This window comes from Brevundimonas sp. MYb52, from assembly GCF_002979535.1.
GTDB lineage: Bacteria > Pseudomonadota > Alphaproteobacteria > Caulobacterales > Caulobacteraceae > Brevundimonas.
In genome coordinates this window covers 19,833-45,597 of sequence record NZ_PCPB01000015.1, presented here as the reverse complement: position 1 = coordinate 45,597, position 25,765 = coordinate 19,833, and the positions used below count along the sequence as shown (strand labels likewise).

Genomic DNA, 25,765 nt, shown 5'->3' with positions numbered 1-25,765 from the left:
GGCCTGAGAGCGGTAAAGGGCCGCCATGCCCTTTACCGCCACCGTCCTGACCATGTTCCCCGAGGCCTTTCCTGGGCCGCTCGGCGTGTCGCTGATCGGCACCGCCTGGCGCGAGAAGGGGCTGTGGGATCTGCAGACGCTGGACATTCGGGCGTTTTCCGAAGATAAGCGCGGCTTCCTGGACGACACCCCTGCCGGTGGTGGTCCTGGGCAGGTGCTGAAAGCGGACGTGGTGGCCCGGGCTTTAGATAGTCTGGAAGGCCCGCCTCGGCCGCTTTTGTACATGAGCGCACGCGGTCGACCCCTGACGCAGGCGCGAGTGAAGGAATGGGCCAAGGCCGACGGAATCGTCGTGCTTTGCGGTCGTTTCGAGGGGGTGGACCAGCGGGTGCTCGACGCCCGCGGGTTCGAGGAGATCTCCGTCGGAAACGCAGTCCTCGCCGGTGGCGAGGCGGCGGCCATGGTGGCGATCGAGGCGTGCGTACGACTGGTTCCCGGTGTTCTCGGCGCGGCTGAAAGCCTGTCGTCCGAAAGCTTTGAGAACGGTCTTCTGGAGCATCCGCAGTACACGCGACCGCGGACGTTCGAGGGGCACGACATTCCTGAGGTGCTGCTGTCGGGCGATCACAAGAAGATCGCGCAATGGCGAGAGGCGCAGCGGGAAGAGACGACGCGGGAACGGCGCCCGGACCTCTGGGCGGCGCATCTTGCAAAGACGACTGCGGAGCCTGGCTCCGCCAAATCAAAGGCAAAGGGCGCTAAAGCCCGAGGAGAATAGATATGAACATCGTTCAGCAGCTCGCTGCAGAAGAAAAAGCCCGCCTGCTCGAAGGCAAGACCATCCCCGACTTCCAACCGGGCGACACCCTGCGCGTCAACGTGCGCATCAAGGAAGGCGAGCGCGAACGTATCCAGGCGTTCGAAGGCGTCTGCATCGCCCGCGACAGCGGCGGCATCAACGAGACCTTCACGGTCCGCAAGATTTCCTTCGGTGAAGGCGTGGAGCGTCGCTTCCCGATCCTGTCGCCGAACGTCGACTCCATCGAAGTGAAGCGTCGCGGCGTCGTCCGTCGCGCCAAGCTCTACTACCTGCGCGACCGCCGCGGTAAGTCGGCCCGTATCGCCGAGCGCCAGACGGTTCGTCCGGCCAAGGGCGCAAGCGTTCCGGTCACCGGTTCGGCCGACAAGGGCGACGAAGCTTAATCCAGCTTCGGCTCTGCGCTGAAAAGATCGAGGCCCCGGCGGAAACGCCGGGGCCTTTGTCATTTTAGGGCGCTAACGCGCGCCGCAGCGGCGGCGCGCTGCTTGAGCGGTATTCTTCTTGGCGCTATCGCGCGCCGCGCGGCGGCACGCTGCTTGAGCGCGACCTTCTCCCTCCCACTTGGGGGAGGGTGGCTGACGCGCAGCGTCAGACGGGTGGGGGCGGCCAGGCTATTCAAGCGCCGAGTTCCGCATCGCCACGCCCTCCCCACCCGGTCGCTACGCGACCACCCTCCCCATGAAGGGGAGGGAGATTGCTGCGCCCTACTGCGGATACAGCGGATTATCTGCGTCGTGCTGGCCTTCAAGGCTGCGGCGCAGGACGTGCATCTCTTCGTGGCCGGCTCTGACAGCGGCGTGGGCGCGGCGGATGGTTTCGCGGGTGGTGGCTGACAGGGCTTCGTCGGACAGGGCGCGGTCGAAGCGGGCCTGCAGGTGGGCTTCGCCGCTCTCGATCGAGCCGACGACCGAGGCCTCGTCCCGCATCAGGGCGTGCTTGATGTCCATGAAGGCGCGCTGGGCCTTGGCCAGGATAGAGCCCTCGTCCTCGGGATGGCCGCCCATGCCGCGCACCGCTGCCTGCAGGTCAGCCCCGACGCGGCGTCGTTCCTCGCTGCGGCGCACGAACAGGTCGCGATAGCGCGGGTCCGATGTCTCGGCCGCCGCCTCGGCATAGCCGTCGGCGCTGTCGATCAGGCCCTCGGCCAGACCGTTCAGAACCTTGATGTCATGACTGTTGGGGCTGCTCACCAGAAACCTCCTTGGCTGACGCAGGTGAAACCCGCGCCAGCGGCGAAGGTTGCCCGACTACAGCTTGGTGCGCAGCGACCACAGTTCGGGGAAGCAGCGGCGTTTCAGTGTCTCGACCAGATAGCCGACGCCGTCGGTGCCGCCGGTGCCCTGACGGCGGCCGATGATGCGCTCGACCGTCACCACGTGCTTGTGGCGCCAGGTCAGCAGGGCGTCGTCCAGATCGACCAGCTTCTCAGCCAGTTGATACAGGGGCCACCAGCGCTCTGTGTCGCGGTAGACCTCCAGCCAGGCGGCCTCGACGCCCTCGGACGGCTCATAGGTCTGGCTGACGTCGCGGTTCAGCACCTCGGCGGGGACGGGCAGGCCGGCCAGCGACAGTTGGCGCAGGGCGTCGTCATAGAGGCTGGGGGCCTCCATGGCCGCGACCAGGGCCGCATGGGCCTCGGGCCGTTCGACGTGGAAGCGCAGGAAGCGCGGGTCCTTGAGGCCCAGCATGGTTTCCAGGCGGCGGAACTGGTCGCTCTGGAAGCCCGAGCTGGCGCCCAGGTCGCCGCGGAACTTCAGATAGTCGGACGGGGTCATGGTGGCCAGGATGTCCCAGCTCTGGGTCATCACGGCCTGGATGCGGCTGACGCGGGCCAGGCTCTTGTAGGCGGGGACCAGGTCGCCGGCGCGGATTAGGCTCTGGGCCAGGGCCATCTCGTGCAGGATCTGCTTGAGCCACAGTTCCTTGGTCTGGTGGATGATGACGAACAGCATCTCGTCATGCTGGTCCGAGCGCGGGTGCTGGGCGCTCAGCAGGTCGTCGAGCGACAGATAGCCGGCATAGGTGATGCCGGCCGGCTCGTGCTTGGCGGTCTCGATCGAGTGGCCGCGAATGTCATTCTTTGCGTCGGTCATCCGCCACCTATCGCCGGATCAGGCCGCAAGGGCCAGCCCGGAGGCGACGGAAAAATCAGTTGGCGGCGCGCGGCTCGGCGGCGGCGCTGGCGGCCATCTGGCGACCGTTGTCGAAGGCGTCGCGCGCCCCTTTGTAGACAAAGCCGTAGGTCGGATAGACGGTGGTGCCCAGGGCGTTGATCGGGTTGTACCAGACCTTGACCCGGCTCCAATCTCCGGCGGACGAGACGTCGACCACGGTGACGTTCTCCTCGACCTTGCCGCGGCTGCCGCCCCAGTTGGCGTGGGTGACGCGGATGACGCGGTCGGTCAGGATGTCGGAAACGACGGCGACGTGACCCTTGTCCATGCGGCCGTTGGGCTGGAAGACCAGAACCGAGCCCGTTTCCGGGGCGCGGCCGGTGCGGAACTTATCGACCGCCTGACGCCACCAGGTCCAGGCGTCGCCGAAGATGTTGATGCCCGAGAACATGCGGGCGAAGGTCACGCATTGCCAGTAGGGGTCGTCAGCCTTGGCCGGCGCAGGACCGATTGCAAAGAACCCAAGGGTCGCCGCAACCGCGGCGGCTGTGAGCCGTTTCATCATCTGGCGTGCTCCCGACTAAAACGCGGACCAAGCCTTAGACGATAGTGTCCGAAGGTTGAAGAACCGTTTCCGACTGTTTCGCCGTCTGATCCACAGGCGCCCGTCGTCGCTGGGCCATCCCGCGCAGGGCCTTTCGGGCCGGGCGTTCGATCAGGTGATAGGTGGCGGCGGCAGCAACGATCAGGCCCAGAACGATCCCCAACCACACGAGAACGTGAAGTCGCTTGTCCTCAGCCCCGGTCGCCCGGGCGGCGAGATTGACCGCCAGAATCTGCCACGGGGCGCAGACCATATAGACCGAGTAGCTGATCTCGCCGAGGTAGACGGCGGGCTTGGAGCCGAGCCAGCCCGCCTTGCCGTGGGGGATGGAGGCCAGGGCCAGGATCAGCAGACCGGCGGCCAGAACGGTAACGGCGTCCCAGGCCAGGACCGAGGCCGAGGCGATCATGACGACGGCGGCCAGCAGGGCCAGCAGCCCGGCGCGGGGCAGAGGCGCGCGGCGATAGACCAGATAGAGGGCGCAGCCATAGGCGAAGCAGGGCACGATCCTGAGCGCCCCCCAGCGGAAGGTGGCTTCTGTCAGGGGGAAGCCTGCCAGACGCTCGAAGGCCGCATAGAGACCCATCAGGAAGACCGCCGCCCCTGCGGCAGCGATCCACGGCCGTTTCCTCAGCGGCCAGGCCGCCAGGGCGAACAGGGGGAAGGCCAGATAGGCGAACCATTCCGCCGAGATCGACCAGGAGGGGTGGTTCCAGCCTGCTTCGCTGGCGAAACCCCAGGCGTGAACCATCAGCAGGTGGGCGGGCAGGGTTTTCCAGCTCAGGACGCTGTCGTCGATGCTCATGCCGACGACGACCGCCGCCAGGCCCAGGGCCATGACGCCCAGCAGGGTGAAGAGGTGCAGCGGATAGACCCGCGCGATCCGCGCCCACAGGAAGCCGCGATAGGAGAACCGCTTCTCGGCGAAGGCGTGCAGATAGACGTGGCTGAGAATGAAGCCCGACAGGACGAAGAAGAGCTCGACGCCCAGATAGCCCTTGGCCGCCAGGTTCGGCAGGAAGCCGACGTCCAGATTGGGCCAGAAGGTGTAGAAGGCGACCCACAGGGCCGCCATGAACCGCAGGGCGGTCAGTGGACGAAGATCGACAGGCGTCTGAACCGGGGTCATGCGGCCACCATGAAATAGCACCGCTTTGGGAAGCGTTAACCGGCCAGTCGGTTCAGCAGCAAGTCCGGCGCCAGCCGGGTGGACGGGGGCGGCCTACTCGACCCGGCCGCTTTCACCGGCCTTCTCGATCGCCGCGACGGCGGCGGCGCAGCCGGTCAGGCTCTCGGCTCCGATCTCGACCTTGGCGGTCAGGGGATAGGTGCGGTCGCTCATGCCGTCAGAGCAGTCGGTCGCCGTCAGGGTGACGACCAGCGGCGTCTTGGCCTCGGTCTCGGCGGTCCAGACGGCGACGGTGCCTTGCAGCGCCGGGCCGGGGTTGGCGGCCTTCTGCTCGGGGCGGTCGACACCGGAATAGGTCAGGCCGGCAGGCGTGATCTCGACAGCCCAGAAGGGCTCCGTGCCCAGCACGCGCAGCGGTTGATCCAGATCGACGCCAGCCAGGGTGCGGGCCTCAGCCGGGGCGGCGGGCGTCTTTTCAGCCGCCGGTTGCGAGCAGGCCGTCAGGGCGGCCATGGCCGAGGCGGCGGACAGCAGCAGGGCGAGACGCATGGCGGGCTCCGGGAAGGTCAATAATCGAGATCGTCGTTGTCGGCTTCTTCCCGGCCGGGGTCCAGTCGGTTGTCGACCTGGTCGTCCCAGCCTTCGCGATCCGAACGGAAGGCCAGGCTCATCAGCAACCAGGCCAGACCGACCGTTCCCAGCACGCCCAGCCCCATGGCGATCCAGCCGTGGATGGACATGGGGCCGCCGCCGATCAGTCGCCAGTATCCGGCCAGGCCAAGCGTGGCGACGGCGGCGATGACGACCGCCAGGCCGAGCGCGAGCAGGAAGCGTCCTGCACGACCCTCGGCCCGGGGTGTTTTCATCGTTTCAGATCAGCGTTGGACCCACTGGCCCGAGGCGTTCTTGTACCACTGGCCCGAACTGATGCGCGGCATCAGTTGGGTTTCGAACATCCGGGCGCCGGCCACTTCGGCCGTGGTGCCGGCGTCGGCGGCGCTGCGGGCATAGGCCTGACGGCGGCCGGCATTGGTGGCGCTGACGGCGGCTTGGGTGTCGGGCGCAACCGAAGTGCGCACGCCGAGGAAGCCGTCGGCCTGCTCGCCGACCGCGCCGGCGGCCTTGGCCTGATCAACCAGGGCCTTTTGCGAGGCGGTCTGGGCCACGGCGGCGCCGGCGGCCACGCCCAGGGCGGCGACAGCGGCGACAGCGATGAAGAGTTTACGATGGTTCATGTTCAGCCCCTTTCTTGAACGGTCAGAACAGGTTGGGATTTTCGCGCAGGAGGTTTTGCAGCTCCTGGTCGAGCTTGATGCGGATGTCGGCGTCCAGCTTGGCGTTGATCTGCAGCGGCTCGCTGAATTTGATGTTCACCGTCGGCGTGCACGCGGCGACGCTGATAGCGGCGAGGCCGAGCAGGCCGATCTGACGCTTGCTGATCATGGGGCCGGTCTCCGAAGGCGGCGGTTAAGGTCGAGACGATCTAACGCCGTCGCGGGTGAATGGGTTCTGAACAAAGCGGGACCGTATCTCAAGGCTCGATTTTGGGCGTTTCGCCGCGCCGCGCATATTCCATCAGGTCCGAGACGATCTGATTGGCGTTCCAGGTCGTGTCCAGCGTCAGGTCGATCGGCGTGTCGGACGGCAGGGGCAGCTTCTTCTTGAGGAAGTCGCGGCGGATCACCTCGATCCAGCTCAGGCGCAGTTGCTGGCGCTCAGGCGGATCGTGACGCCCGTGGATATGGAAGCGAACCCCCAGGCGCCCGTTGTCCAGGCTGTTGACCTCGGCGCTCAGGTCGCTGATCGCCAGGTCCTGCATGGCCTGATAGGCAAGGTCCTGCATGGTGTTGGGCGGGAGCGGGGCCTGACCGTCAACGGCGGCCTCGCCGGCGGCCAGTTCATCGAAAACTTCGGGCTGGATCGACAGGCGACCGGGCCGCACTGCGTTCAGGACGCCGCCGCTGATGCGCCAGCCCAGGTCGGGGGCGTAGGTGAAGGGCAGGCGGCCCGACACCACGGAGTCCAGTTGCGCCTTGTCCTGCAGGTTGGCGCTCTTCATCAGTTCGTTCAGTTGAACCTGATCGACCACGATGACCCCGCCCCAGGCCTCGCCCGGCGTTAGCGGCACATTGAAGGGCTCGATGCTGATGCGACCGCCCGCCGCCTGAATCTGACCGCCCGCCAGGTTGAGGAATTTCTCGTCCAGAGCGAAGCGCAGTTCCAGATCGGTCAGCGGCGTCACCGCTTCCAGGCGATCCACCGTCAGCACCTGATCGGGGGCGGTGATCAGGGGCGTCAGGCTGGTGAACTCCACCCGGCCCTTCAGGCCCTGCACCTTGCCCGCGGGACTGGTGAAGTCGAGTTCGGGGATGGTCACGACGCCCGAACTGGTCGCGGTCGTCGGCGACCAGTCGATGCGCCCCTCGAACCCGGCCGAGCCCTCGACCGGCGACTTCAGGTAGTCGGCGGCCAGGGGGCTGAGGTCGTCCGGCTGCAGGCCGTACTGGCTGAAGGCCAGGTTGGGCGCGCTGATGGTTACGCCGCCCGCTTCGGCCTTGCCGTCATGGCGCAGGTCGATGCGGCCGATGGCGTATTCCAGGCGGGCGAGGTCGAAGCCGCCGCTCCACACATCATTGGCCAGCCGGGCCTCGCCCACCGCCGTCAACGGCAGGAAGCGCAGCGGGGCGGTGGTGTCGGCGACCTGGGCGCGCGTCACGCTGGCCGTCATCGACAGACCGGCCGGCTTGCCGTCCACGACGAGGCGACCCTGGGCGTCCGAGAAGCGCATGGCCAGGAAGGGGGCGGTGGCGCTGACATCGGCCAGCGTCCCCTGCGCCCGCCACGCTCCGTTCGCCACCGTGATCAGCGGACCATCGGCGGAACAGAAGCGACCGTTGATGTCGGTCACGTCGTTCTCGCCCAGTTCAAGCCTTTCGACGCTGAGAGGGATGCAGTCGCTCGACGTATAGGTCAGCCGTCCGCCGCTGGACGCCAGCTCGCCCTTGGTCGACAGGGCGATGTTGCGCGCCGGGCCGAAGTCCAGCGCCGCCCGACCGTCCAGCACGGCGCGGAAGCCGCCGGGCGTCAGACTCCACGACGGCACGGCGATCGACGCCTCGGGCAGGCCGCCGCCCCGCTGCGCGGTGATGTTGAGGGCCCCGCCGCCCGACTGGCCCGCTTCGGCGGCGAACAGGGGCGTCCGGGCGGGGGTGAGCGTCAGCAGCCCGCCATTCGTCGGCCGAGCGGTGATCGGGCGGGTCAGGGTCAGCTCGGTGCCGGCGCTGCCGGCGGCCAGTCTTACGCCGGGAGCGTCGAGGGCGAAGGCGCCCAGCGCCCGCTTCAGCTCAGCCATCTCGGGCAGATCATCCCTGGCCGGTGCGCCCAGGCCGGGCCATGAGGCGCGACCGGATGAAAGCGCGCCGGTCGCTGTCATTTGGGTGACGCCGTCACGCACCAGGTCCAGATCCAGCCGCCCGCGGGTCTGGGTCAGGCTGAGATCGCCCGAGACCAGTCGTTCCGCGCTCAGGGCCAGCGGCCCCTGCACTTCAAAGGCCGCGTCCCGTCCTCCTGCGGTCAGGCCGTTGGACGACAGAACGGCCTGGGTCAGTCGGGTTCCCGCCGCCGAGCCGTTGTCCACCCGGAGGGCGGCGGGCGAGGCGACGCGCCACTCCAGCCCGCGCTCGCCGCGTTTCACCATGACCTCGGCCCGGTTCAAGGCGAGGTCGGCGCCGCGCACGTCCATGCCTTCGCCCGCCAGGCTGTGCGCCCTGATCCGCGTCTGGCCCTTGCCCATGATCTGGAAGGCTTCGATCCAGCCCTGGGTCTGACCGTCGAAATCCAGAGCCGCCTCGGCCTTGCGCCCTTCGATCCCGCCGGCGTTCAAGGCGTCGGCGGTCAGGTGGGCGGCGATGACGGCCCGGCCGTCGCCGCGACGCTTCTTCAGGTCGGGATAGGGCAGGTCGCCGGTCAGAGTCAGTTTGGCGGCGGTCCCGCCTGCGCCCGTTGCGTTGAAGCTGTCGGCGGCGGCCTCGACCTTCAGCGCCACGCGATCGCCGGTGGTGGTCAGGTCGACGACGGCGCTCAGGCCGCGCGCTTGCGTGTCGCCGCTCTTCAAGGAGGCTGCGGGCAGGCGGGCGTTCAGCCGCATCAGCTTGCTGTCGTCGATGCGGGCGTCGGCCAGGAGCTGCACCGGGCCATATTCGGTGTCGATGCGGGCGCGGCCGCCCTCGACGATGATCAGGGGCGCGCGACTGTCAGGCCGAGGCGGCTTGGCCGTGAACTCTTCCACCAGAGGGTCCAGCGAGCCGAGCGACAGCTTGCCGTCCTTCCAACTGGCGCGCGCCAGCGGACGGACCAGACGGATGCGGCTGGGCGTTACGCCCAGACCGGCCTTCGACCAGGGCATGCCCAGGGCATAGTCGACTTCGACCCGCTCGACCTTGAAATCGGGATTGCGCGGATCGCCGATGCTGATCGTGCCGACGAAGCCGTCGATCTCCAGTTGTTCGACCTCGACCTTGGCGTCGATGCCCTTGCGGTCCAGCCAGCCGACCAGAAGCTCGCGGGCGGCGGCGCGTCGATTCAGATAGAGGGCGGCGGCCAGCACGACCAGCAACAGCAGGCCGATCAGCAGCACAATCAGCGCTGTCCGGGCGACAGACCGCTCGGCGCGGCGGGGCTTTGGGGCGGGGGTCTCGTCGGTCAAGGCGCTCGGCGGTCCGTCGGCGAAAGGAGGCGTAACAACGCCACAGATCGTGCTGCAAAGACAGGCGTTGCTGTTTGAACACTGATGCGTGGCGCGGCGGTCACTGTTCAGTCAAGCAAGGCCAGAAAAGGGCGGTTGTCCGCCGATGATTCAGGAAAAACGGTGGAATACTTGACGTTCATCCGGCCAAGTTAACCAATTGTAACCTGCGCGCTTCCCAAGATGAGACGGACGGGCTATATCGCTCGCTTCGCGTTTTCGGGGCTGCCGGGGCGCGATCCATGATTCGAATGGTTTGGCGCCAGTACGGCGTCGTCGATTGCCGGGGACCGATGGCTCAGTTCGATCCGCGCCGCCAGCCTATGCGGCTTGCGCCGCATCTCCTGACGACCGCTGCCGCTGTGGCTATCGCCCTTGTGGCGGGCCAAGCCTATGAACCCGTGCGCGCCGAGGAAGTTCCGGCGCTGACGTCGGAACAGATCGCCTATCTCGAGACCCAGGCCTACGCCGCCGCCGGCGCGCCGGCCGGTCTGACGGCCCCCGAGGCCATCCCGGTCCAGATTCGTCGCGGTGAAACCTTCGAGCAGGCCGTGCGTCGCACGGGCATCGGCGCCGAAGAAGCCAGCGCCGTCGCCGCGACCATCGCCAGCGCCTTTGACCTCAAGGACATGCGCGCCGGTCTGAAGTTCGAGACCGCCGTCTCCAAGCCGCGTGGCGGCCGGGGCGACGCCCGTCTGATCGGCCTGACCATGCGCACGGGCCCGGCCAGCCAATTGACCGTGTCGCGCAGCTTCGACGGCGCCCTGCGCCTGCGTGCGCTTGACGAAAAGGTCACGCACGAAACCGTCGTCGCCAACGACAAGGTCCAGCGCTCGCTCTCGGCCAGTGCTCGCGAACTGGGCGCCACCTCGGCAGTCGTCCGCCGCGCCAGCCAGCTGTTTGCGCACAAGTTCGACATGCAGCGCGACGTGCGCGCCTCGGACGAGTTCACCCTGGTCTTCGACCGCTCGGTGACCGAGGCTGGCCGCACCGTAGAGACCGGCGACCTTCTCTACGCCGAGCTCAAAGGGCACGCCTTCTACCGTTATCAGCGCCCCGGCGCGAAGACGGCGGAATATTTCGACGCTACCGGCAAGAACACGCGCACCGCCATGATGCGCACGCCGCTGACCAGCTTCCGCCGCGTCAGCTCGAACTTCGGCGTCCGCACCCACCCCATCTCGGGCTATCGCAAGATGCACCAGGGCATGGACTTCGCCGCCACCACCGGCACGCCCGTCGTGGCGCCCGCCGACGGCGTGGTGGTCGAGGCCCGTCGCTGGGGCGGCTATGGCAACTGGCTGCGCATCCGTCACGCCAACGGTCTGGAAAGCGGCTACGGCCATCTGTCGCGTTACGGTTCGGGCATTCGCGCCGGTCAACGCGTGTCTCAGGGACAGGTCGTGGCCTATGTCGGCTCGACCGGCGCCTCGACCGGTCCGCACCTGCACTATGAAATCTGGCGCAACGGCCAACGGATCAATCCGTCCGGCATCAAGACGCAGGAAGGCACGGTTCTGGCCGGGGCCGATCTGGCCGCCTTCCGTGCCGAAAAGAGCCGTATCGACCGCATCATCGCCGCCGGCGGCCAGCGTCGCCCGGTGGTGCAACAGGCTTCGGCCTCGGGTCTGCGTTCCGTCGAAGGCTGATGGCCCAAGACTGACGGATGGGGCCTTGGCCCCTGCCTCTATCCCACCAGCACCGGCGTTCGGCCCTGGGTCGGGCACTGGACGCCGTGTACGCGCACGTCGGCCTCGCCCAGTTTTAGGCCCAGCAGGTCGAGCAGGGGCTGAATCACGCTGTCCAGAACCGGCCCCAGCGGGGTCAGCAAGAGTCCCAGTGACTTGACCAGGTCGCCCAGGCCCAGGCCCAGCGTGGCGATCTCGACGTCCGGCTCCAGGTTCTGGATCAGGCTGACGATCAGGCCGTTCACAAAGCCGCGCGACTGGACGGATTTGATCTTCTGACCGGCGATGTCCTGGGCGTTGAAGGCGACGGTGCTCCAACCTGTGTCGGCGATGTCGACATCGGCCCTGGCCTTGACCGTCACCAGCCCGGCCAGGGCGGAGACGAGCGTGGCCTGGGATGTCGTCAGGGGCGCTTTGAAATTCTTCAGTCTGGATTCGTCGATAGTCCCGATCCGCGCGCGGGCCAGGCCGGGGCGCACGGACAGGGTCGTGACGGGGGCGCCGGCGCAGTCGATGCGGCTCAGCTTCGCCTCGGACGACGCCGCTTCGATCAGGATGGGCAGCTTGACCTGGGCCAGACCGGCCAGGGTCTGGGCGGTGGTCGCCTTCAGGTAGATGCGGGCCTGGGCGGTGCGAATGATCGGCTCGCCCTTGCTGGTAATGGTCAGCCACGGGGACTGGTTCGGTCGCTCGCCGATGGCCAGCATGACGTCGAGGTCGGCCAGGCCGGCGCGGGCGCCCAGGTCCAAGGCCACCTGGCGGTCGCCGCTGGCGGTCTCCAGCGAGGCCATGATCAGGTCCAGAGCCGAGACATCGGCGTTCAGCGCCTCGCGCAGGCCCTGTTTCGCATCCGCCTCGACCCCGATCAGGTCCTGCAGCTTCAGCTTGGCGTCGACCGGGACACGGGTCAGCTTGCCAAGGGCGCTTTTCGAGTCGGCGCCGGCGATGGTTTCCAGCACCTTGAGGGCCCGTCCCGCCGTCACCTCCTGCTGCAACAGGGCGTCATAGTCGCCCGCCGTCACGCCGAGCTCGGTCGCCAACGCGTCCGAGAACTGCAGCAGATTGACCTGGGCTCCGGCCAGGGCGCGGTAGTCCATGATGGTCAGCGAGACCTTACCGCCCAGCAGTCCTGACAGCAGGGCGTTGGCCAGGCCTCCGTCCAGGCTGGCCAGGCGAGAGCCGATCGAGAACATGGCCTGGGGCTGGCCCCCTGGAATGGCGGCGGTCGCGCTCTTGCGAACGACCAGGCTATCGCGCTGCAGAATCCAGCGGCCGAAGAAGAGCGGCGCCGTCGCCGCGATCTCGACCCGTGCGGCATTGGGCTCCGGGGCGGCGGCGCTGAAACGGTCTTTTGGAGCCAGGCGGGGATCAGCGACATAGCCGCCTTTGGTCACGCTCACCGTCTGGAGCTCGGGCAGGTTGGCTGAGGCTGTAGCCTGAGCGGCGGCCTGGGCGTGGCTCAGGTCGCGGGCGGCGGCCATGGCGGACAGGTCGGCTGCACCTTGAACCTGGCGCGCCTTCAGCGAAATGGAGCCCAGGTCTATGGCCAGGGCCGCCAGAACGCAGAGTACGCCGCCAAAGAGGGCGGCCATCACGGCGACCCCGCCTCGTTCGTCCTCTAGCCGGGGGTGGGGCGTCATCCTAGTAGCCCCCGAGGCGGACGACGGCGGTTCGGCGGATCACGCGCGGCGGCGAGGGCACCAGGGCCGACAGCGCCATCAGGGGGTGGTCGCTGACGTCGTAGGCGACGTTGACACGGATGACCCCTGCCGTGCTTTCGACCTGGACCGAGGCGCGTTTCGCCTGCAGGCCGAGATCGCCGACCTGGGCGTCGATGAAGCCGCGCGCCAGGGTTTCGCGTTCGGCGGGGTCCAGTCCGGCGATGGCTGCCCTGGCGCCTTCCGAAGCCAGGGACTGGACGGAGTGCGCCATCCAGAACCAGCCGCCGTAGACCACCAGGCCGAACATCATGAGAAGCAGGAATGGGGCCACCATGGCGAACTCGATGGCGGCGACGCCACGTCGGTCGCGGCCTGACGGCAGAAGAGAAAAGCAGCGCCTCATGGTTCGGCCTCACCTCTTTGAGGTGACAACTATAGGTTGATCTCCGTTAAGCGGTGCTGAACGCTCATGCTTAAATGGACACCAAGGCTTAGCGCGCGCTCAAGTCGCAAGAGACGGAACTGGGACGTGTCGCGACAGTCGACGCAAGACGCCAGTCCGAAACGGCGCTAACGGGCTATGAATGTCGAGGAAGCAAGATGGCGCACCCGAAGAGATTCGAACTCCTGACCCCCAGATTCGTAGTCTGGTGCTCTATCCAGCTGAGCTACGGGTGCGCACTGCCTTGCGGGCAGGGCGGCTATCTAGCGGGCGGGGCCGGGGCTGGCAAGCGGCTTTTCTGAAAATGCCGATAGAAAATGCAGGCTTGGCGTCGAGGGCCTGGTTCACTAGGCATGAACCTCTCTCCGAACCCCGCAGGAGTCTGTTCGTGCGCGCCTATTCCAACCTCACGTCGAACCGTCGGCGCAAGATTTCGCTCATTCTGACGAGTGCGGCCGTCGGCGCATTTATGTTGGCGGGATGCGCCACGACGCGGAGCGCCGGGACGACGGCGGTGGAATCGGTCGCGACGACGGCTGAAGCGCCTGCGCGCGGCCCCTTCGTGTCGGCGGCCAATCCGCTGGCAGTCGAGGCGGGGATGAAGGTTCTGGCGCGCGGCGGGTCGGCGGTGGACGCCGCCGTCGCCATCCAGGCGGTCCTGGGTCTGGTCGAGCCGCAGTCCTCGGGCCTGGGCGGCGGCGCCTTCATGATGGTCTACGACGCCGAGAGCGAAGCCATCACCGTCTATGACGGGCGCGAGACGGCGCCGGCCTCGGCCACGCCGGAGCTGTTTTACGAGAACGGGCGGCCGCTGGCCTTTGTGGATGCGGTGCTGAGCGGCCATTCGACCGGCGCGCCCGGCGCCGTGCCCATGCTGGCCCTGGCGCAGAAGCAGCACGGGGCGCTGCCTTGGTCCGAGCTGTTCGGCGACGCCGAGAAGCTGGCGCAGGACGGCTTTGTCGTCAGCCCGCGTCTGGCCGGGATGATCAACGGCAATGCGCCCCAGGCCAAGACCCGCTGGGCCACCGAATATTTCACCAAGACGGACGGCACGCGCTATGTCGCCGGAGACGTGCTGAAGAACCCGGCCTATGCCGAGACAGTGCGAACCCTGGCGCGCGAAGGCGCGGCGGGCCTGCAGACCGGGCGTCTGGCCGAGGCCATCGCCGCCGCCGTGGCCGAGGGCCCGCGTCCGGGCGGGCTGACCACCGCCGACATCGCCGCCTACCAGCCCATCGTGCGCGAGGCCGTCTGCGGGCCGTACAAGATCTATGTCGTCTGCGTGCCGCCGCCGCCGTCCAGCGGGGCGTCGATCCTGCAACTGCTGGCCATGGGCGAGCAGACGCAGGATCTGGACAAGGGCGCGCAGAGCCCTGCCGCCTGGGCCGCCTTCGCCCAGTTGCAGCGGCTGATGTACGCCGACCGCGACCGCTATTTCGGCGATCCGGCCTTTGTCTCCGTGCCGGTCGCCGGTCTGCTGGACCCGGCCTATGTGGCAGAGCGTGCTGAGCTGGCTCCGGCCCTGCGCGGGGCCGCCCCGTTCGGGACGCCGCCGGGGGCGGCGCGCGTCGGCGCCGACGCCACGCGCGAACCGGCCGGCACCTCGCACTTCGTCGTGGTGGACGCCAAGGGCGATGCGGTCAGCATGACCACCACGGTCGAGAGCCTGTTCGGTTCGGGCCGGATGGCGGGCGGTTTCTTCCTCAACAACCAACTGACCGACTTCTCGCTGGTCCCGACGGCGACCGACGGCACGCCGGCGGCCAACGCCGTGGCGGCGGGCAAGCGTCCGCGCTCGTCGATGTCGCCGGTCATCGTCCTGGATCGCGAGGGCCATCTGGTTGGAGCCATGGGCTCGCCGGGCGGCTCGTCCATCCTGGCCTATAACGCCAAGGCCTTGATCGCGGCCCTGGGGTGGGGGCTGCCGGTGCAGGAAGCGTTCGACCTGCCCAATATCGTGGCCAAGGGCGATGGCTTCGGCGCCGACACCGAGGGCTTCAGCGAGGCCCTGCAGGAAGGCATGGCGGCGCGGGGCATCGTGCTGCGGCCCAATACGTCGGAGAACTCGGGCCTGCATGGCGCCCTGTGGCGCAACGGCCGTTGGGACGGCGGAGCCGACAGCCGCCGCGAGGGCGTGGCCCGATCTCAGTAGGATCTATTCGCGGGGGCGGATCGTCAGTTGGAAGGCCACCAGGCCTTCCGACACGTCGGTGTTGATTCCGCCATAGGCCTTGATGCCATTGGCCTCGATCTCGCGATAGACGACGCCGACCGATCCCTGCAGCGCGCCCCGGCGATAAGCCACGCCGATTGAGGCGTCGCCCAGGAAGGCGCCCTCGTCGTGGCTCATCCCGGAACGGGCGAAGTCGCCGTCGCGGGTGCGGGCGAAGTTATAGCCGACGGCGCGCTTGGACCCCGCGGCGTAAACATACCAGCGCGCCCGTTCGCCAAAGGCCTCGTTGCCGTCGGGCGCCAGGCGATCCAGACCCTCGCCGATCTTCAGTGTGGCGCCGGCCTCTGCCGTCGTGCCGTCGCTGCCGAAGCCGACGCCTGCGTGGGGCGTCAGCGAGACTTCCAGGCCCGAGGCCGTGCGGCCCTGAGCCGCGACCCAGCCGCGCGTATAGGTGACGTCGTAGCTTTCGTCGTCATAGGTGCGGGCGTCGAGCGCGCGCGGCGGCACGGGCGCCCCGTCGGCGCGGCGGGGCTCGCCCCTGGCGGTGACGCGCAGGCGGTCGGTGAAGCCGTCGCCGGCGAACCAGGCTTCGCTGCGGGTGGTGACGAAGGCTTCGCGGCTGGCTGGCGATCCTGACAAGGCGAGCGGCGCGCCGAAGGGCGTGTCCGCGGCGGTCATGGCGATGTCGGCGTCCAGTCGGGCGGCCGCGTCCTCGAACTGAACCGCCTCGCCGCCCCTGGCGGCCACGGAGCCGGTGAACGGAGCGATCGCCTGCGCGCTTGCCGTCATGGGCAGGCCCACGACGATCAGAACACCAATGAGGCAAGCCTCTACGCGCACAACGGTCCCTCCCAAAGCCGTTAACAGTCACACTCTGCACTAACGCGGGGGAACTGCAACGGCCTCTTTCAAGCCACAATCCTGTCCCGCTCAAACGAAACCGCCCGGAGGACGGTTCCTCCGGGCGGCGAGATCATCAGATTGTGATGGTGGAGCGGTCCTACTGGCAGGCCAGGCACTCATCGTAGTCGGTGGGGGCAGCGGAGAAGAGGTCCGGCTGGTTCGGATCGACCTCGGCCTCGGCCTTGTCCTCGGCGCCGGCGAAGGCGGCGCGCTGCACCGACTTGGAGCGCAGATAATAGAGCGACTTCACGCCGCGTTCCCAGGCGGACCAGTGCAGCATGTGCAGGTCCCACTTGTTGACGTCGCCGGGGATGAAGAGGTTCAGCGACTGGGCTTGGCAGATTTCCGGCGCGCGGTCGGCGGCCAGTTCGACCACCCAGCGCTGGTCCAGCTCGAAGGCGGTCTTGAAGATCCCTTTCTCGTCGTCGGACAGCGCATCCAGGTGCTGGACCGAGCCCTCGTGTTCGAGGATCGAGTTCCACACAGCCTCGGTGTCGATGCCCTTCTCGCCCAGCAGTTTCTGCAGGTAGGGGTTCTTGACCGCGAACGAGCCCGACAGGGTCTTGTGCGTATAGATGTTGGCCGGGATCGGCTCGATGCCCGCCGAGGTGCCGCCGCAGATGATCGAGATCGATGCGGTCGGGGCGATGGCCAGCTTGTGGCTGAAGCGCTCCATCACGCCCTGGTCGGCGGCGTCCAGGCAGGCGCCCTTTTCTTCGGCCAGCGTGCGGCTGGCCTTGTCGGCTTCGCGGCGCAGGTGCTTGAACAGGCGCATGTTCCACGACTTGGCCATGGCCGATTCAAAGGCCACGCCCTGACCCTGCAGGAAGGAGTGGAAGCCCATCAGGCCCAGGCCGACCGAGCGCTCGCGCTTGGCTGAATAGACGGCGGCGGCCATGGAGGATGGGGCGCGCTGGATGAAGTCCTCCAGGACATTGTCCAAGAAGCGCATGATGTCTTCGATGAACTTGGGCTCTTCGCGCCATTCCAAGAAGGTCTCGGCGTTGACCGACGACAGGCAGCAGACGGCGGTGCGGTCCACGCCCAGGTGGTCGCGGCCGGTGTGCAGCATGATCTCGGCGCACAGGTTCGATTGCTTGACCTTCAGGCCCAGGTCGCGCTGGTGCGGCGCCATCTGGCGGTTCACCGTGTCCGAGAAGATCAGATAGGGCTCGCCCGTCTGCATGCGGATGTCGAGGATCTTGGTCCACAGGGCGCGGGCGTCGACGGTCTTCATGACCGCGCCGTCCTTGGGCGACTTCAGGTCGAAGCTGGAGCCAGTCTTCACCGCCTCCATGAACTCGTCGGTGATGTTGAGGCCATGGTGCAGGTTCAGCGACTTGCGGTTGAAGTCGCCGGAGGGTTTGCGGATCTCGAGGAACTCCTCGATCTCGGGGTGGTGGATGTCCAGATAGACGGCGGCCGAGCCGCGACGCAGCGACCCTTGCGAGATCGCCAGGGTCATCGAATCCATCACGCGGATGAAGGGGATGATGCCGCTGGTCTGGCCCGCGCCCTTGACCTTCTCGCCGATGGAGCGGACGCCGCCCCAGTAGGTGCCGATGCCGCCGCCGTTCGAGGCCAGGGCGACGTTCTCGTTCCAGACGTTCTGGATGCCGTCCAGGCTGTCGCCCACGGCGTTCAGGAAGCAGCTGATCGGCAGGCCGCGATCGGCGCCCCCGTTCGACAGGACCGGCGTGGCGGGCATGAACCACAGCTTGGACATGTAGTCGTAGATGCGCTGGGCGTGCTCAGCGTCGTCGGCATAGGCCGTCGAGACGCGGGCGAACATGTCCTGATAGCTCTCGCCCGGCAGCAGGTAGCGGTCTTCCAGGGTCTTCTTGCCGAAGTCGGTCAGCACGGCGTCGCGCGAGCGATCCAGGGTCAGGCCGGAGACCACTTTCAGATGCGGTTTGCCTTCAGGCGGCGGCGAAGAAACCGTCGTGAATTCCGTCGTCTGCAGAGCTTCGCCGCCAGCCATGTTGATCCTTGCCCCGATCAAAATCGTAAGAAGACCGTGCCGGTTTGAAACACTAGATATGGTGTCTCTGTTCCCGTGCTCGGCTAGATGTATGGGCGCATATCGCTAATGCCAGGTAAAGACTTGATCTTGCCGGGGCGATGTGGGGTCCACAGATTCACCGGCCGGGGGCTGTGGAAAAGTCGGAAAAGACAACCGCCAAGCCGACGGATATGCACGATCACAAGCGCGTGATCTCGGGGGCGAGGGAACGCAGCTTCAGCTTGGCCGTTAGCGGCCCATGGCTCCGCATCCGACCGCCTTCCTGACCCGCGCCCTGCGCGTGGCCCGCACCGAAATCGCCGCCGTCGCCGCCCTGCTGGTCGTGGCCCTGGGCACCCTGACCTTTATCGAGGTGGCCGACGACATGCGCGAGGCCGATGGTCAGGCCTTTGACCAGGCGGTGCTGCACGCCGTGCGGCCCTTCGCCGATGATCCAGGCCGGCCCTGGGGGCCGTGGTGGCTGCATGAGGCGGCGGCCGACCTGACGTCCCTGGGCGGGATTTCGGTCCTGACCCTGTTCGCCTTGATCGCCCTGGGCTTCCTGCTGATCCAGGGCAAGCGGCTGTCGGCCCTGCTGCTGGTCATTGGTCTGGCCGGCGGGGTGGCGCTGAGCGAAGGCTTGAAGGCCCTGTTCGAGCGCGACCGCCCGCCGCTGGAGTTTCAGGCGGTCGAGACCCTGAACGCGAGCTTCCCCTCAGGCCATGCCCTGCTGTCGACCGTCTTCTATCTGACGCTGGGGGTCATGCTGACGCGCGCCGTGCCGACCAAGCGGTTGAAGGCCTATGTCCTGGGTTGCGCCATCCTGATCGCCCTGCTGATCGGCCTGACCCGCATCTATCTGGGGGCGCACTGGGCCTCGGACGTTTTCGCCGGATGGAGCGTGGGCGCGGCCTGGGCCATGCTGTTGTGGCTGATCGCCTATGCCGTGGGGCGTCGCCAACGACTGCATGGCGCACCCTTGCAGGACGCACCTTCGACCAATGTCTAGCGGTTGGAAGACGGCGGGCGCCGGATAACGGAGCGAACAGAGCCCAACGGCCGTTCGAGGAAGCGCCATGACCGATTTCGCTGCCCAGTATGCAGAACGACTAATGTCGCCGGCCGCCGCCGCCGCCCTGATCCCGTCGGGCGCCAAGGTGGCCATGGCCTTGGGGGTCGGCCAGCCGCCTGCCCTGCTCAAGGCCCTGGCCGACCGGGCTGAGGCGCGTGAGGTCGGCGACATCAACATCTACTACCTGCTGTCCACGGCCATCGCCGGCGACACGGTGCTGCGTTTCGACCTGACCGACCGCCTACGCCCTCACAGCCTGTTCCACGGGGCCATCGAACGGAAGCTGGAGGCGCGCGGGATTGAGGAAGGGCGGCAGGCCGTCTGGTTCGTGCCGACCGGTTTCCAGCAGACGCCCAAGGTCCTGACGCGGGAAATCGGCGTCGACACCCTGCTGGCCACGGTCTCGCCGATGGACGCCGACGGTTATTTCAGCTTCGGGACCAATACCGACTATGCGCTTGCGGCCTCGAAGACGGCCCAGCGGGTGATCCTGGAGGTCAATCCGCATATGCCGCGTGTATTTGGCGACTGCCGGATCCATGTCTCCCAGGTCACGGCCCTGGTCGAGCACGCCGCGCCCCTGCTGGAGGCGGGCAAGGCCCCGCAGCAGCCGCAGGATCTGGTCATCGGCGGCCTCATCGCCGGCCTGATCGAGGACGGCTCGACCTTGCAGATGGGCATAGGCGCCTTGCCGGATTCGGTCTGCGCTGCCCTGCACGACCATGCCGACCTGGGCATCCACACCGAGCTGCTGACGCCGGGTCTGGTCGCGCTGATGCAGGCGGGGGTCGTGACCAACGCCCGAAAGACCCTGCACCCCGGCAAGACCGTCTTCACCTTCGCCATGGGCGACCATGGCACCTATGACTTCCTGCACGAGAACCCGGCGTTGGAGGCCCATCCGGTCGATTATGTGAACGACCCGGCGGTGATCGCGCGCAACGATAAGATGGTTTCGGTCAACGCCACCTTGCAGATCGACCTCTTCGGCGCCTGCTGCTCGGAGTATCTGAATGGGCGCCAATATACGGCCTCGGGAGGCCAGCTGGACTTCGTGCGCGGCGCCTCGGCCTCCGAGGGCGGAAAGTCGATCATCGCCTGTCATTCGACCGCAGCCAGAGGGACGGCCTCGCGCATTGTCGCCCGTCTGGACGGTCCCGTGACCACGCCGCGCAACGACACCCAGATCGTTGTCACCGAGCATGGCTGGGTCAATCTACGCGGTCTGACGGCCGACCAGCGCGCTCGCGCCCTGATCGGCCTGGCCGCGCCGCAGTTCCGCGAGGGACTTGAGGCGGAGGCTCGGACGCTGGGCCTGATCTAGGTCTTCGACCTTGGTCCTAAGCGATTCCGCGCATTCCGAAGAACAGGATTTTTTTACACTTGGACCCCACGATCTGCTCGGGGATGGGGCGAGGTTCGAGCATGGAAGGACGCTGGCGGTTGTTTCGCCATGATGCAGGGCGAGAGGCGGGGCCGCCGCCTGTCGCCTATGTCCTTCTGTTCGTCGCCTGTCTTCTGCTTGGTCAATGGAGCGCCGAAACCTTCCAGGCCGTGATCGTCTGGCCCGCCAACGGCGTCATGCTGGCGGCCCTGCTGCAGCTTCGGCGACGCAAGGCCATCGCTGTCCTGCTGACCTGTGTGGCGCTGAACCTGGGCAGCAATGTTCTGCGCGGCGACAGCCTGCCCTTCCTCTGGACCAATGTGGTGTTGAACCTGGGCCAGGTCCTGATCGCTGGCCTTCTGGCCCGTCGTTTCGGCGGCGCGGCCCTGGACATGCGGCGACCGCGCCGTCTGTTCGCCTTCGTCGTGTTCGCGGCGGCGCCGACGGTCTTCCTGACCACCAGCATTGCGGTCCTCATGGGGATCGAACTGCGCGGCTACAGCCCGCCCATGGCCGCCTTCGTCTGGCAGCACATGTTCACCATGGAATTGTTGGGCCTGCTGATCGTCACGCCCAGCCTGCTGTTGCTGGCGCGGGCGCATCGCTTCCGCGAGGAACGCTCGGCCGGGCCGTTAGAGACGATTGGCCTCTTCCTGCTGCTGGGGGCGATCTCGATCTGGGTCTTCCGCCAACCCGCCGCCCTGGCGCTTGCCGTGGTGCCGCCGCTGATGCTGATCGCCCTTCGTCTGTCGCCGCCGTGGACGGCGCTGGGCTTGATCATGGTCATGGTGATCAGCGGCGTGAGCACCTTGACGGGGCATGGGCCCATTCTCCTGACGCCCGTCGCCGATGTGCCCGAACTGGCGGCCGTTCCGCCGCGCATGCGCCTGATGGGCTTCTACCATACCTTCCTTCTGGCCCTGGTGGTGATCGCCCTGCCGCTGAGCGCCGTCATGAGCGAGCGCCACCGTCTGATCGCGCGTCTGCAGGTGCGGACCCGGGCAGCGGTCGAGGCCCAGGCGCGGGCCGAACGCTCTGACGCCGCCAAGTCCCGTTTCCTGGCCTTGATGAGCCATGAGATGCGCACGCCGCTCAACGGCATCGCCGGCTATGCCGACCTGTTGTCTCGCCGGGATGACCTGCCCGCCGACGTGCGGCCGCAGATCGAGGCCATCAGTCGTTCGGGCGAGGCCATGCTGATGCTGGTCGAAGACGTGCTGGAGTTCTCGCGCGGCGGCGAAGACGTCGCCCAGGAGCCCCTGAGCGTGGCGAGCCTGCTGGACGAGGCGGCGGCGCCGTCGCGGCTGAACGCGGAAGCCAAGGGTCTGCCCCTGACCCTGATCGTCGAGGCCAGCGCCAGGGGCGGTTTCAGCGGCGACCGCCGGCGTCTGCGTCAGGCCCTGCACCATTTGATCGCCAACGCCGTCAAGTTCACCGATCAGGGCGAGGTTCGCGTGACGGCGCGGCATGACGGAAACGCCTTGATGATCGAGGTTGCCGACACGGGTTGCGGCATTGATCCTGTCTTCATGCCGCGCCTGTTCGAAGCCTTCGCCCAGAGCGACGACTCGCTGCGCCGCGAACATATCGGCGCGGGTGTCGGTCTGCCCCTGGCCCTGGCCCAGATGCGCCGCATGGGCGGACGGATCGTGGTCGACAGCGCGCCGGGACGCGGCTCGACCTTTACCCTCAGCCTTCCCCTGGCGCCGGTGACGGTGACGCAGGAAGCCGCCCCTGCCGCCGAGGTTGACCGGGCGCTGCGCGTCTTGATTGTCGATGACCACCCGGTCAATCGCGAGATGATGCGGCTGATGCTGGCCGCCGCCGACTGCGAGACTGTGGAGGCTGCGGACGGGGTCGAGGCGGTCGAACAGGCGCAGTCGGGCGACTTCGACCTGATCCTGATGGACCTGCGGATGCCGCGTCTGGACGGTCTGGCGGCGACCGAGCGGATCCGCGCCCTGGACACGCCTGTCGCGGCGGCGCCGATCCTGGCCGTGACCGCCGACGCCATGCCCGAGGACGCCGCCCGTTGCCGCAACGCCGGCATGGACGGTCACCTGGCCAAGCCGATCACCCATGTCCGGCTCTACGCCGCCATTGATCAGGCCATGCAGGCGGCGGCGACCCGCATGGAGCGGGCGGCGGCCTAGGGCTCGTCCTCGAACGGGAAGCGTTCGGCCCAGAAATCTCGCAGCGCGGGCAGGGCGTCGACCCGGCGCACGACCTCGGCCATGCGCGGGGCCTCGGCGGCAAAGCGCGCCCGGCGCGGCGTCCAGCGACTGGCGACGGCGACGTAGAGGTCCAGCACGCTCAGCTCTTCGCCCAGCAGGAAGCGGCCCGGCGTGATCTGGCTGTCCATCACGCGCCAGCAGTCGGCGATGCGCTCAAGCGTGCGCTGCTTCAGTTCCGCCTGCGCCGCCGCGTCGTCGCCGACCAATCGCGACGGCACGTCCCGCACCCAGAACATCGAATAGATGGAGGCGGGGATGAAGCTCATCCAGCGCAGGAACTGCGCCCGGCGGGGATCGTCGATGCTCGGAGCCAGCCGCGCCTGCGGATAGGCGTCAGCCAGCCAGATCAGGATGGCGGCGCTTTCGGTGATCGTCTCGCCGCTGGGAAGAACCAGGGCCGGGATCTGGCGCATCGGGTTGACGACGGCGACCTTGTCGCGCTCGGCCTCGCCCTCCCAGGTCACGGCTTCAATGACGCGATAGTCCAGTCCGATCAGGGTCATGGCCGCCTCAACCGGGACCGATCCCGAGCCAGCGGCGCCGTAAATCGTGAAACTCATCCCCAGGCTTCTCCCCACATGATTGCGACCTTCACACCATATCTAGCGTCATAGATAAATTTGATCGCAAGATAGGCCGGTTTCGACTTGGCGCCGCGCCTCGCCGGACGCATGGTGAAACTCGCTTCTCCCGGATTCGCTTCAGGTCATTTTGATGAACGCCCACTCCTCGATCATCCGCCCCGGAACGGCCGGACTGCTGACGCCTTCGGCGGCTTACAAGCCCTTCCGCTATCCGTGGGCCTTCGACATGTGGAAGAAGCAGCAGCAGGTCCACTGGATGCCCGAGGAGGTGCCGCTGGGCGAGGACGTCAAGGACTGGGCCGCCAACCTGACCGACAGCGAGCGCAACCTGCTGACGCAGATCTTCCGCTTCTTCACCCAGGCCGACATCGAGGTTCAGGACAACTACATGGAGCGCTACGGTCGGGTGTTCAAACCGACCGAAGTGAAGATGATGCTGGCGTCCTTCGCCAATATGGAGACCATCCATATTGCGGCCTACGCCCTGCTGCTCGAAACCATCGGCATGCCCGAGAGCGAGTTCGGCGCCTTCATGGAATACGAGGCCATGCGCGACAAGCATGACTTCATGGGTCAGTTCGGGGTCGAGACCGACGCCGACATCTGTCGCACCCTGGCCATGTTCGGCGGCTTCTCCGAAGGCCTGCAGCTGTTCGCCAGCTTCGCCATGCTGATGAACTTCCCGCGTCAGTCGAAGATGAAGGGCATGGGCCAGATCGTCAGCTGGTCGGTGCGCGACGAGAGCCTGCACTGCGAAGGCATCATTAAGCTCTACCACGCCTTCAACAAGGAGACGGGCGCCGTCACCAAGGCCGTGGCCGACGACATCGTCGACTGCTGCAAGACCGTGGTCGAGATGGAAGACAAGTTCATCGACCTGGCCTTCGAAATGGGCCCGGTGAACGGCATGACGCCGGACGACATCAAGCAATACATCCGCTTCATCGCCGACTGGCGCCTGCGCCAACTGCAACTGCCGGAAGTCTATGGCGTGACGGAAAACCCTCTGCCCTGGCTGCAGTCGCTGCTGTCGGGCGTCGAGCACGCCAACTTCTTCGAGGCCCGCGCGACCGAATACTCCAAGGCCGCGACCCAAGGGTCCTGGCACGGCGCCGACGGCGTCTGGGACAGCTTCGACGCCATGATGAAGCGTCGCGAGACCGCCGAGGGCTGATCGGCGTGGCCCCTCCGGTTCGCGCGGCGCTGGTCGGGTTCGGCTACGCCGGGCGGACCTTTCATGCGCCCCTGATCGCTGCTTGCCCGGCCATGAGTCTGGAGGCGGTGGTCAGCCGTCAGGTCGAGGCGGTGGCTGCCGCCTGGCCGGACGCGCGCGTCCTGGCCTCGCTCGATCAGGCCCTGACCGATCCCGCTATCGACCTGATCGTCCTGGCCACGCCCAACGACCTGCACGCCGGGCAGGCCGAGGCGGCGTTGAAGGCTGGCAAGGCGGTGGTGGTCGACAAGCCCTTCACCCTGACCGCCGCCGAGGCGCGCCATCTGGCGGCCCTGGCCGAGATGCGCGGCCTGCTGTTGTCCGTCTTCCACAATCGTCGCTGGGACGCTGACTTCCTGACCTTGCAGACCCTGATCGCCGAGGATCGGCTGGGGCCGGTGCTGCGCTTCGAGAGCAGCTTCAACCGCTGGCGGCCCGAGGTGCGCGACCGTTGGCGCGAGGGCGACGGGCCGGGCGCCGGCATCTGGTATGATCTGGGGCCGCATCTGATTGATCAGGCCCTGGTCCTGTTCGGGCGCCCGCTGGGCGTGACCTGCGATCTGGCGATCCTGCGGCCTGGCGGTCGCGCGACCGACTACGCCCACGCCGTGCTGCGTTACGCCGATAAGCGGGTCATCCTGCACGCTGACATGACGACGCCAGCGCCCGACGCGCGCTTTGCCGTCCACGGAGCGCGGGCCAGTTGGCTGAAGATCGGGCTGGATGTTCAGGAAGATCTGCTGAAGTCGGGCCTGACGCCGGGCGCTTCGGGCTGGGGCGTCGATTCTCGCCCCGGCGTCGTCATCGACGGTGCGACCGGGGCGCAAGATGCTGTGGCGGGACCGCCGGGCGACTATCCCGCCTATTACGCCGCTGTCGCCCGCGCCATCCAGGGCGGCGCGCCCAATCCTGTCCCGCCCGGTGAAGCCGTGGCGGTGATGGAGGTGTTGGAGGCGGGCCTGCTTAGCGCCGAGCGCCGGGCCGAGGTCGCTCTCTAG

23 protein-coding genes and 1 tRNA gene are annotated in these 25,765 nt (G+C 67.4%); 9 read left to right on the top strand and 15 right to left on the bottom strand.

Annotated features, from left to right (window positions below):
- Positions 1 to 25: 25 nt before the first annotated feature.
- Both trmD and rplS read left to right on the top strand, forming a co-directional pair.
- Complete coding sequence (gene trmD, locus CQ039_RS14190; RefSeq protein ID WP_105563737.1) at positions 26 to 778, top strand: tRNA (guanosine(37)-N1)-methyltransferase TrmD; 753 nt, start codon at positions 26 to 28, stop codon at positions 776 to 778.
- 2 nt (positions 779 to 780) lie between these two features.
- Positions 781 to 1,203, top strand: a complete 423-nt coding sequence (gene rplS / locus CQ039_RS14185) for a 50S ribosomal protein L19 (RefSeq protein ID WP_105563738.1) — start codon at positions 781 to 783, stop codon at positions 1,201 to 1,203.
- 321 nt (positions 1,204 to 1,524) lie between these two features.
- On the opposite strand, the gene CQ039_RS14180 is transcribed toward rplS, so the two are convergent.
- The 9 genes from CQ039_RS14180 to CQ039_RS14140 all read right to left on the bottom strand — a co-directional run bounded on the left by CQ039_RS14180 (position 1,525) and on the right by CQ039_RS14140 (position 9,372).
- Positions 1,525 to 2,010, bottom strand: coding sequence for a PA2169 family four-helix-bundle protein (locus tag CQ039_RS14180; RefSeq protein ID WP_105563739.1), 486 nt, complete (start codon positions 2,008 to 2,010; stop codon positions 1,525 to 1,527).
- A 57-nt stretch (positions 2,011 to 2,067) separates the two neighbouring features.
- Positions 2,068 to 2,913 carry a tryptophan 2,3-dioxygenase gene (locus CQ039_RS14175; RefSeq protein ID WP_233190241.1) on the bottom strand — a complete coding sequence of 282 codons (846 nt, stop codon included), beginning with the start codon at positions 2,911 to 2,913 and terminating at the stop codon, positions 2,068 to 2,070.
- Between the two features lie 55 nt (positions 2,914 to 2,968).
- Positions 2,969 to 3,496, bottom strand: a complete 528-nt coding sequence (locus tag CQ039_RS14170; protein ID WP_233194710.1) for a CHAP domain-containing protein — start codon at positions 3,494 to 3,496, stop codon at positions 2,969 to 2,971.
- Positions 3,497 to 3,533: 37 nt separating this feature from the next.
- Entirely contained in the window at positions 3,534 to 4,667 is a 1,134-nt protein-coding gene (locus tag CQ039_RS14165) for an acyltransferase (protein WP_105563741.1), read from the bottom strand.
- Between the two features lie 93 nt (positions 4,668 to 4,760).
- Positions 4,761 to 5,216 carry a COG3650 family protein gene (locus CQ039_RS14160; protein ID WP_105563794.1) on the bottom strand — a complete coding sequence of 152 codons (456 nt, stop codon included), beginning with the start codon at positions 5,214 to 5,216 and terminating at the stop codon, positions 4,761 to 4,763.
- A 17-nt stretch (positions 5,217 to 5,233) separates the two neighbouring features.
- Positions 5,234 to 5,533, bottom strand: coding sequence for a hypothetical protein (locus tag CQ039_RS14155; protein WP_105563742.1), 300 nt, complete (start codon positions 5,531 to 5,533; stop codon positions 5,234 to 5,236).
- Between the two features lie 9 nt (positions 5,534 to 5,542).
- Positions 5,543 to 5,902 carry a YdbL family protein gene (locus tag CQ039_RS14150; RefSeq protein ID WP_105563743.1) on the bottom strand — a complete coding sequence of 120 codons (360 nt, stop codon included), beginning with the start codon at positions 5,900 to 5,902 and terminating at the stop codon, positions 5,543 to 5,545.
- Between the two features lie 22 nt (positions 5,903 to 5,924).
- Positions 5,925 to 6,110 carry a YnbE family lipoprotein gene (locus CQ039_RS14145; protein WP_105563744.1) on the bottom strand — a complete coding sequence of 62 codons (186 nt, stop codon included), beginning with the start codon at positions 6,108 to 6,110 and terminating at the stop codon, positions 5,925 to 5,927.
- Positions 6,111 to 6,198: 88 nt separating this feature from the next.
- The gene (locus tag CQ039_RS14140) at positions 6,199 to 9,372 is read right to left on the bottom strand and encodes a YdbH domain-containing protein (protein WP_233190242.1); all 3,174 of its coding nucleotides are present in this window, start codon (positions 9,370 to 9,372) and stop codon (positions 6,199 to 6,201) included.
- A gap of 281 nt (positions 9,373 to 9,653) precedes the next feature.
- Between CQ039_RS14140 and CQ039_RS14135 the strand changes: the two genes are divergently transcribed.
- Positions 9,654 to 11,060: a M23 family metallopeptidase gene (locus tag CQ039_RS14135; protein WP_233190243.1), complete on the top strand. Its 1,407-nt coding sequence runs from the start codon at positions 9,654 to 9,656 to the stop codon at positions 11,058 to 11,060.
- A gap of 38 nt (positions 11,061 to 11,098) precedes the next feature.
- Here the strand turns inward: CQ039_RS14135 and CQ039_RS14130 are convergent, their stop codons facing one another.
- From CQ039_RS14130 to CQ039_RS14120, 3 genes are all read right to left on the bottom strand, one after another.
- Entirely contained in the window at positions 11,099 to 12,739 is a 1,641-nt protein-coding gene (locus tag CQ039_RS14130; protein ID WP_105563746.1) for a TadG family pilus assembly protein, read from the bottom strand.
- A gap of 1 nt (position 12,740) precedes the next feature.
- Positions 12,741 to 13,163 carry a TadE/TadG family type IV pilus assembly protein gene (locus CQ039_RS14125; RefSeq protein ID WP_105563747.1) on the bottom strand — a complete coding sequence of 141 codons (423 nt, stop codon included), beginning with the start codon at positions 13,161 to 13,163 and terminating at the stop codon, positions 12,741 to 12,743.
- A gap of 198 nt (positions 13,164 to 13,361) precedes the next feature.
- A tRNA-Arg gene (locus CQ039_RS14120) sits at positions 13,362 to 13,438 on the bottom strand.
- A gap of 278 nt (positions 13,439 to 13,716) precedes the next feature.
- On the opposite strand from CQ039_RS14120, the gene CQ039_RS14115 reads away from it, so the two are divergent.
- Positions 13,717 to 15,354 carry a gamma-glutamyltransferase family protein gene (locus tag CQ039_RS14115; protein WP_158256035.1) on the top strand — a complete coding sequence of 546 codons (1,638 nt, stop codon included), beginning with the start codon at positions 13,717 to 13,719 and terminating at the stop codon, positions 15,352 to 15,354.
- A 3-nt stretch (positions 15,355 to 15,357) separates the two neighbouring features.
- Here CQ039_RS14115 and CQ039_RS14110 read toward each other — a convergent pair whose 3' ends face one another.
- Positions 15,358 to 16,164: a lipid A-modifier LpxR family protein gene (locus CQ039_RS14110; protein ID WP_105563796.1), complete on the bottom strand. Its 807-nt coding sequence runs from the start codon at positions 16,162 to 16,164 to the stop codon at positions 15,358 to 15,360.
- 211 nt (positions 16,165 to 16,375) lie between these two features.
- Positions 16,376 to 18,259, bottom strand: a complete 1,884-nt coding sequence (locus CQ039_RS14105) for a ribonucleoside-diphosphate reductase subunit alpha (RefSeq protein WP_369831563.1) — start codon at positions 18,257 to 18,259, stop codon at positions 16,376 to 16,378.
- A 280-nt stretch (positions 18,260 to 18,539) separates the two neighbouring features.
- Here CQ039_RS14105 and CQ039_RS14100 point away from each other — a divergent pair, with 280 nt between their 5' ends.
- From CQ039_RS14100 to CQ039_RS14090, 3 genes are all read left to right on the top strand, one after another.
- Positions 18,540 to 19,289 carry a phosphatase PAP2 family protein gene (locus CQ039_RS14100; RefSeq protein WP_105563750.1) on the top strand — a complete coding sequence of 250 codons (750 nt, stop codon included), beginning with the start codon at positions 18,540 to 18,542 and terminating at the stop codon, positions 19,287 to 19,289.
- A 67-nt stretch (positions 19,290 to 19,356) separates the two neighbouring features.
- Positions 19,357 to 20,676 carry an acetyl-CoA hydrolase/transferase family protein gene (locus CQ039_RS14095; protein WP_105563752.1) on the top strand — a complete coding sequence of 440 codons (1,320 nt, stop codon included), beginning with the start codon at positions 19,357 to 19,359 and terminating at the stop codon, positions 20,674 to 20,676.
- A 119-nt stretch (positions 20,677 to 20,795) separates the two neighbouring features.
- Positions 20,796 to 22,889 (top strand): response regulator, encoded by a 2,094-nt coding sequence (locus CQ039_RS14090; protein ID WP_233190245.1) that lies wholly within the window; start codon positions 20,796 to 20,798, stop codon positions 22,887 to 22,889.
- On the opposite strand, the gene CQ039_RS14085 is transcribed toward CQ039_RS14090, so the two are convergent.
- Positions 22,886 to 23,530, bottom strand: coding sequence for a glutathione S-transferase family protein (locus tag CQ039_RS14085; protein WP_369831562.1), 645 nt, complete (start codon positions 23,528 to 23,530; stop codon positions 22,886 to 22,888). The two genes, CQ039_RS14090 and CQ039_RS14085, sit on opposite strands and share 4 nt — an antisense overlap.
- A 154-nt stretch (positions 23,531 to 23,684) precedes the next feature.
- Between CQ039_RS14085 and CQ039_RS14080 the strand changes: the two genes are divergently transcribed.
- Both CQ039_RS14080 and CQ039_RS14075 read left to right on the top strand, forming a co-directional pair.
- Positions 23,685 to 24,728: a ribonucleotide-diphosphate reductase subunit beta gene (locus tag CQ039_RS14080; RefSeq protein ID WP_105563756.1), complete on the top strand. Its 1,044-nt coding sequence runs from the start codon at positions 23,685 to 23,687 to the stop codon at positions 24,726 to 24,728.
- Between the two features lie 5 nt (positions 24,729 to 24,733).
- On the top strand, positions 24,734 to 25,765 hold the full coding sequence (locus CQ039_RS14075) for an oxidoreductase (protein ID WP_105563758.1): 1,032 nt from the start codon (positions 24,734 to 24,736) through the stop codon (positions 25,763 to 25,765).

Bases quoted from the DNA above. Each gene is read 5' to 3' on its own strand.
- CQ039_RS14130 (WP_105563746.1), bottom strand. From the start codon at position 12,739: ATGACGCCCCACCCCCGGCTAGAGGACGAACGAGGCGGGGTCGCCGTG.
- CQ039_RS14160 (WP_105563794.1), bottom strand. From the start codon at position 5,216: ATGCGTCTCGCCCTGCTGCTGTCCGCCGCCTCGGCCATGGCCGCCCTG.
- CQ039_RS14170 (WP_233194710.1), bottom strand. From the start codon at position 3,496: ATGAAACGGCTCACAGCCGCCGCGGTTGCGGCGACCCTTGGGTTCTTT.
- CQ039_RS14100 (WP_105563750.1), top strand. From the start codon at position 18,540: ATGGCTCCGCATCCGACCGCCTTCCTGACCCGCGCCCTGCGCGTGGCC.
- CQ039_RS14175 (WP_233190241.1), bottom strand. From the start codon at position 2,913: ATGACCGACGCAAAGAATGACATTCGCGGCCACTCGATCGAGACCGCC.
- CQ039_RS14155 (WP_105563742.1), bottom strand. From the start codon at position 5,533: ATGAAAACACCCCGGGCCGAGGGTCGTGCAGGACGCTTCCTGCTCGCG.
- CQ039_RS14105 (WP_369831563.1), bottom strand. From the start codon at position 18,259: ATGGCTGGCGGCGAAGCTCTGCAGACGACGGAATTCACGACGGTTTCT.
- CQ039_RS14080 (WP_105563756.1), top strand. From the start codon at position 23,685: ATGAACGCCCACTCCTCGATCATCCGCCCCGGAACGGCCGGACTGCTG.
- CQ039_RS14125 (WP_105563747.1), bottom strand. From the start codon at position 13,163: ATGAGGCGCTGCTTTTCTCTTCTGCCGTCAGGCCGCGACCGACGTGGC.
- CQ039_RS14145 (WP_105563744.1), bottom strand. From the start codon at position 6,110: ATGATCAGCAAGCGTCAGATCGGCCTGCTCGGCCTCGCCGCTATCAGC.
- CQ039_RS14095 (WP_105563752.1), top strand. From the start codon at position 19,357: ATGACCGATTTCGCTGCCCAGTATGCAGAACGACTAATGTCGCCGGCC.
- rplS (WP_105563738.1), top strand. From the start codon at position 781: ATGAACATCGTTCAGCAGCTCGCTGCAGAAGAAAAAGCCCGCCTGCTC.
- CQ039_RS14110 (WP_105563796.1), bottom strand. From the start codon at position 16,164: ATGACGGCAAGCGCGCAGGCGATCGCTCCGTTCACCGGCTCCGTGGCC.
- CQ039_RS14085 (WP_369831562.1), bottom strand. From the start codon at position 23,530: ATGAGTTTCACGATTTACGGCGCCGCTGGCTCGGGATCGGTCCCGGTT.
- CQ039_RS14135 (WP_233190243.1), top strand. From the start codon at position 9,654: ATGATTCGAATGGTTTGGCGCCAGTACGGCGTCGTCGATTGCCGGGGA.
- trmD (WP_105563737.1), top strand. From the start codon at position 26: ATGCCCTTTACCGCCACCGTCCTGACCATGTTCCCCGAGGCCTTTCCT.
- CQ039_RS14150 (WP_105563743.1), bottom strand. From the start codon at position 5,902: ATGAACCATCGTAAACTCTTCATCGCTGTCGCCGCTGTCGCCGCCCTG.
- CQ039_RS14165 (WP_105563741.1), bottom strand. From the start codon at position 4,667: ATGACCCCGGTTCAGACGCCTGTCGATCTTCGTCCACTGACCGCCCTG.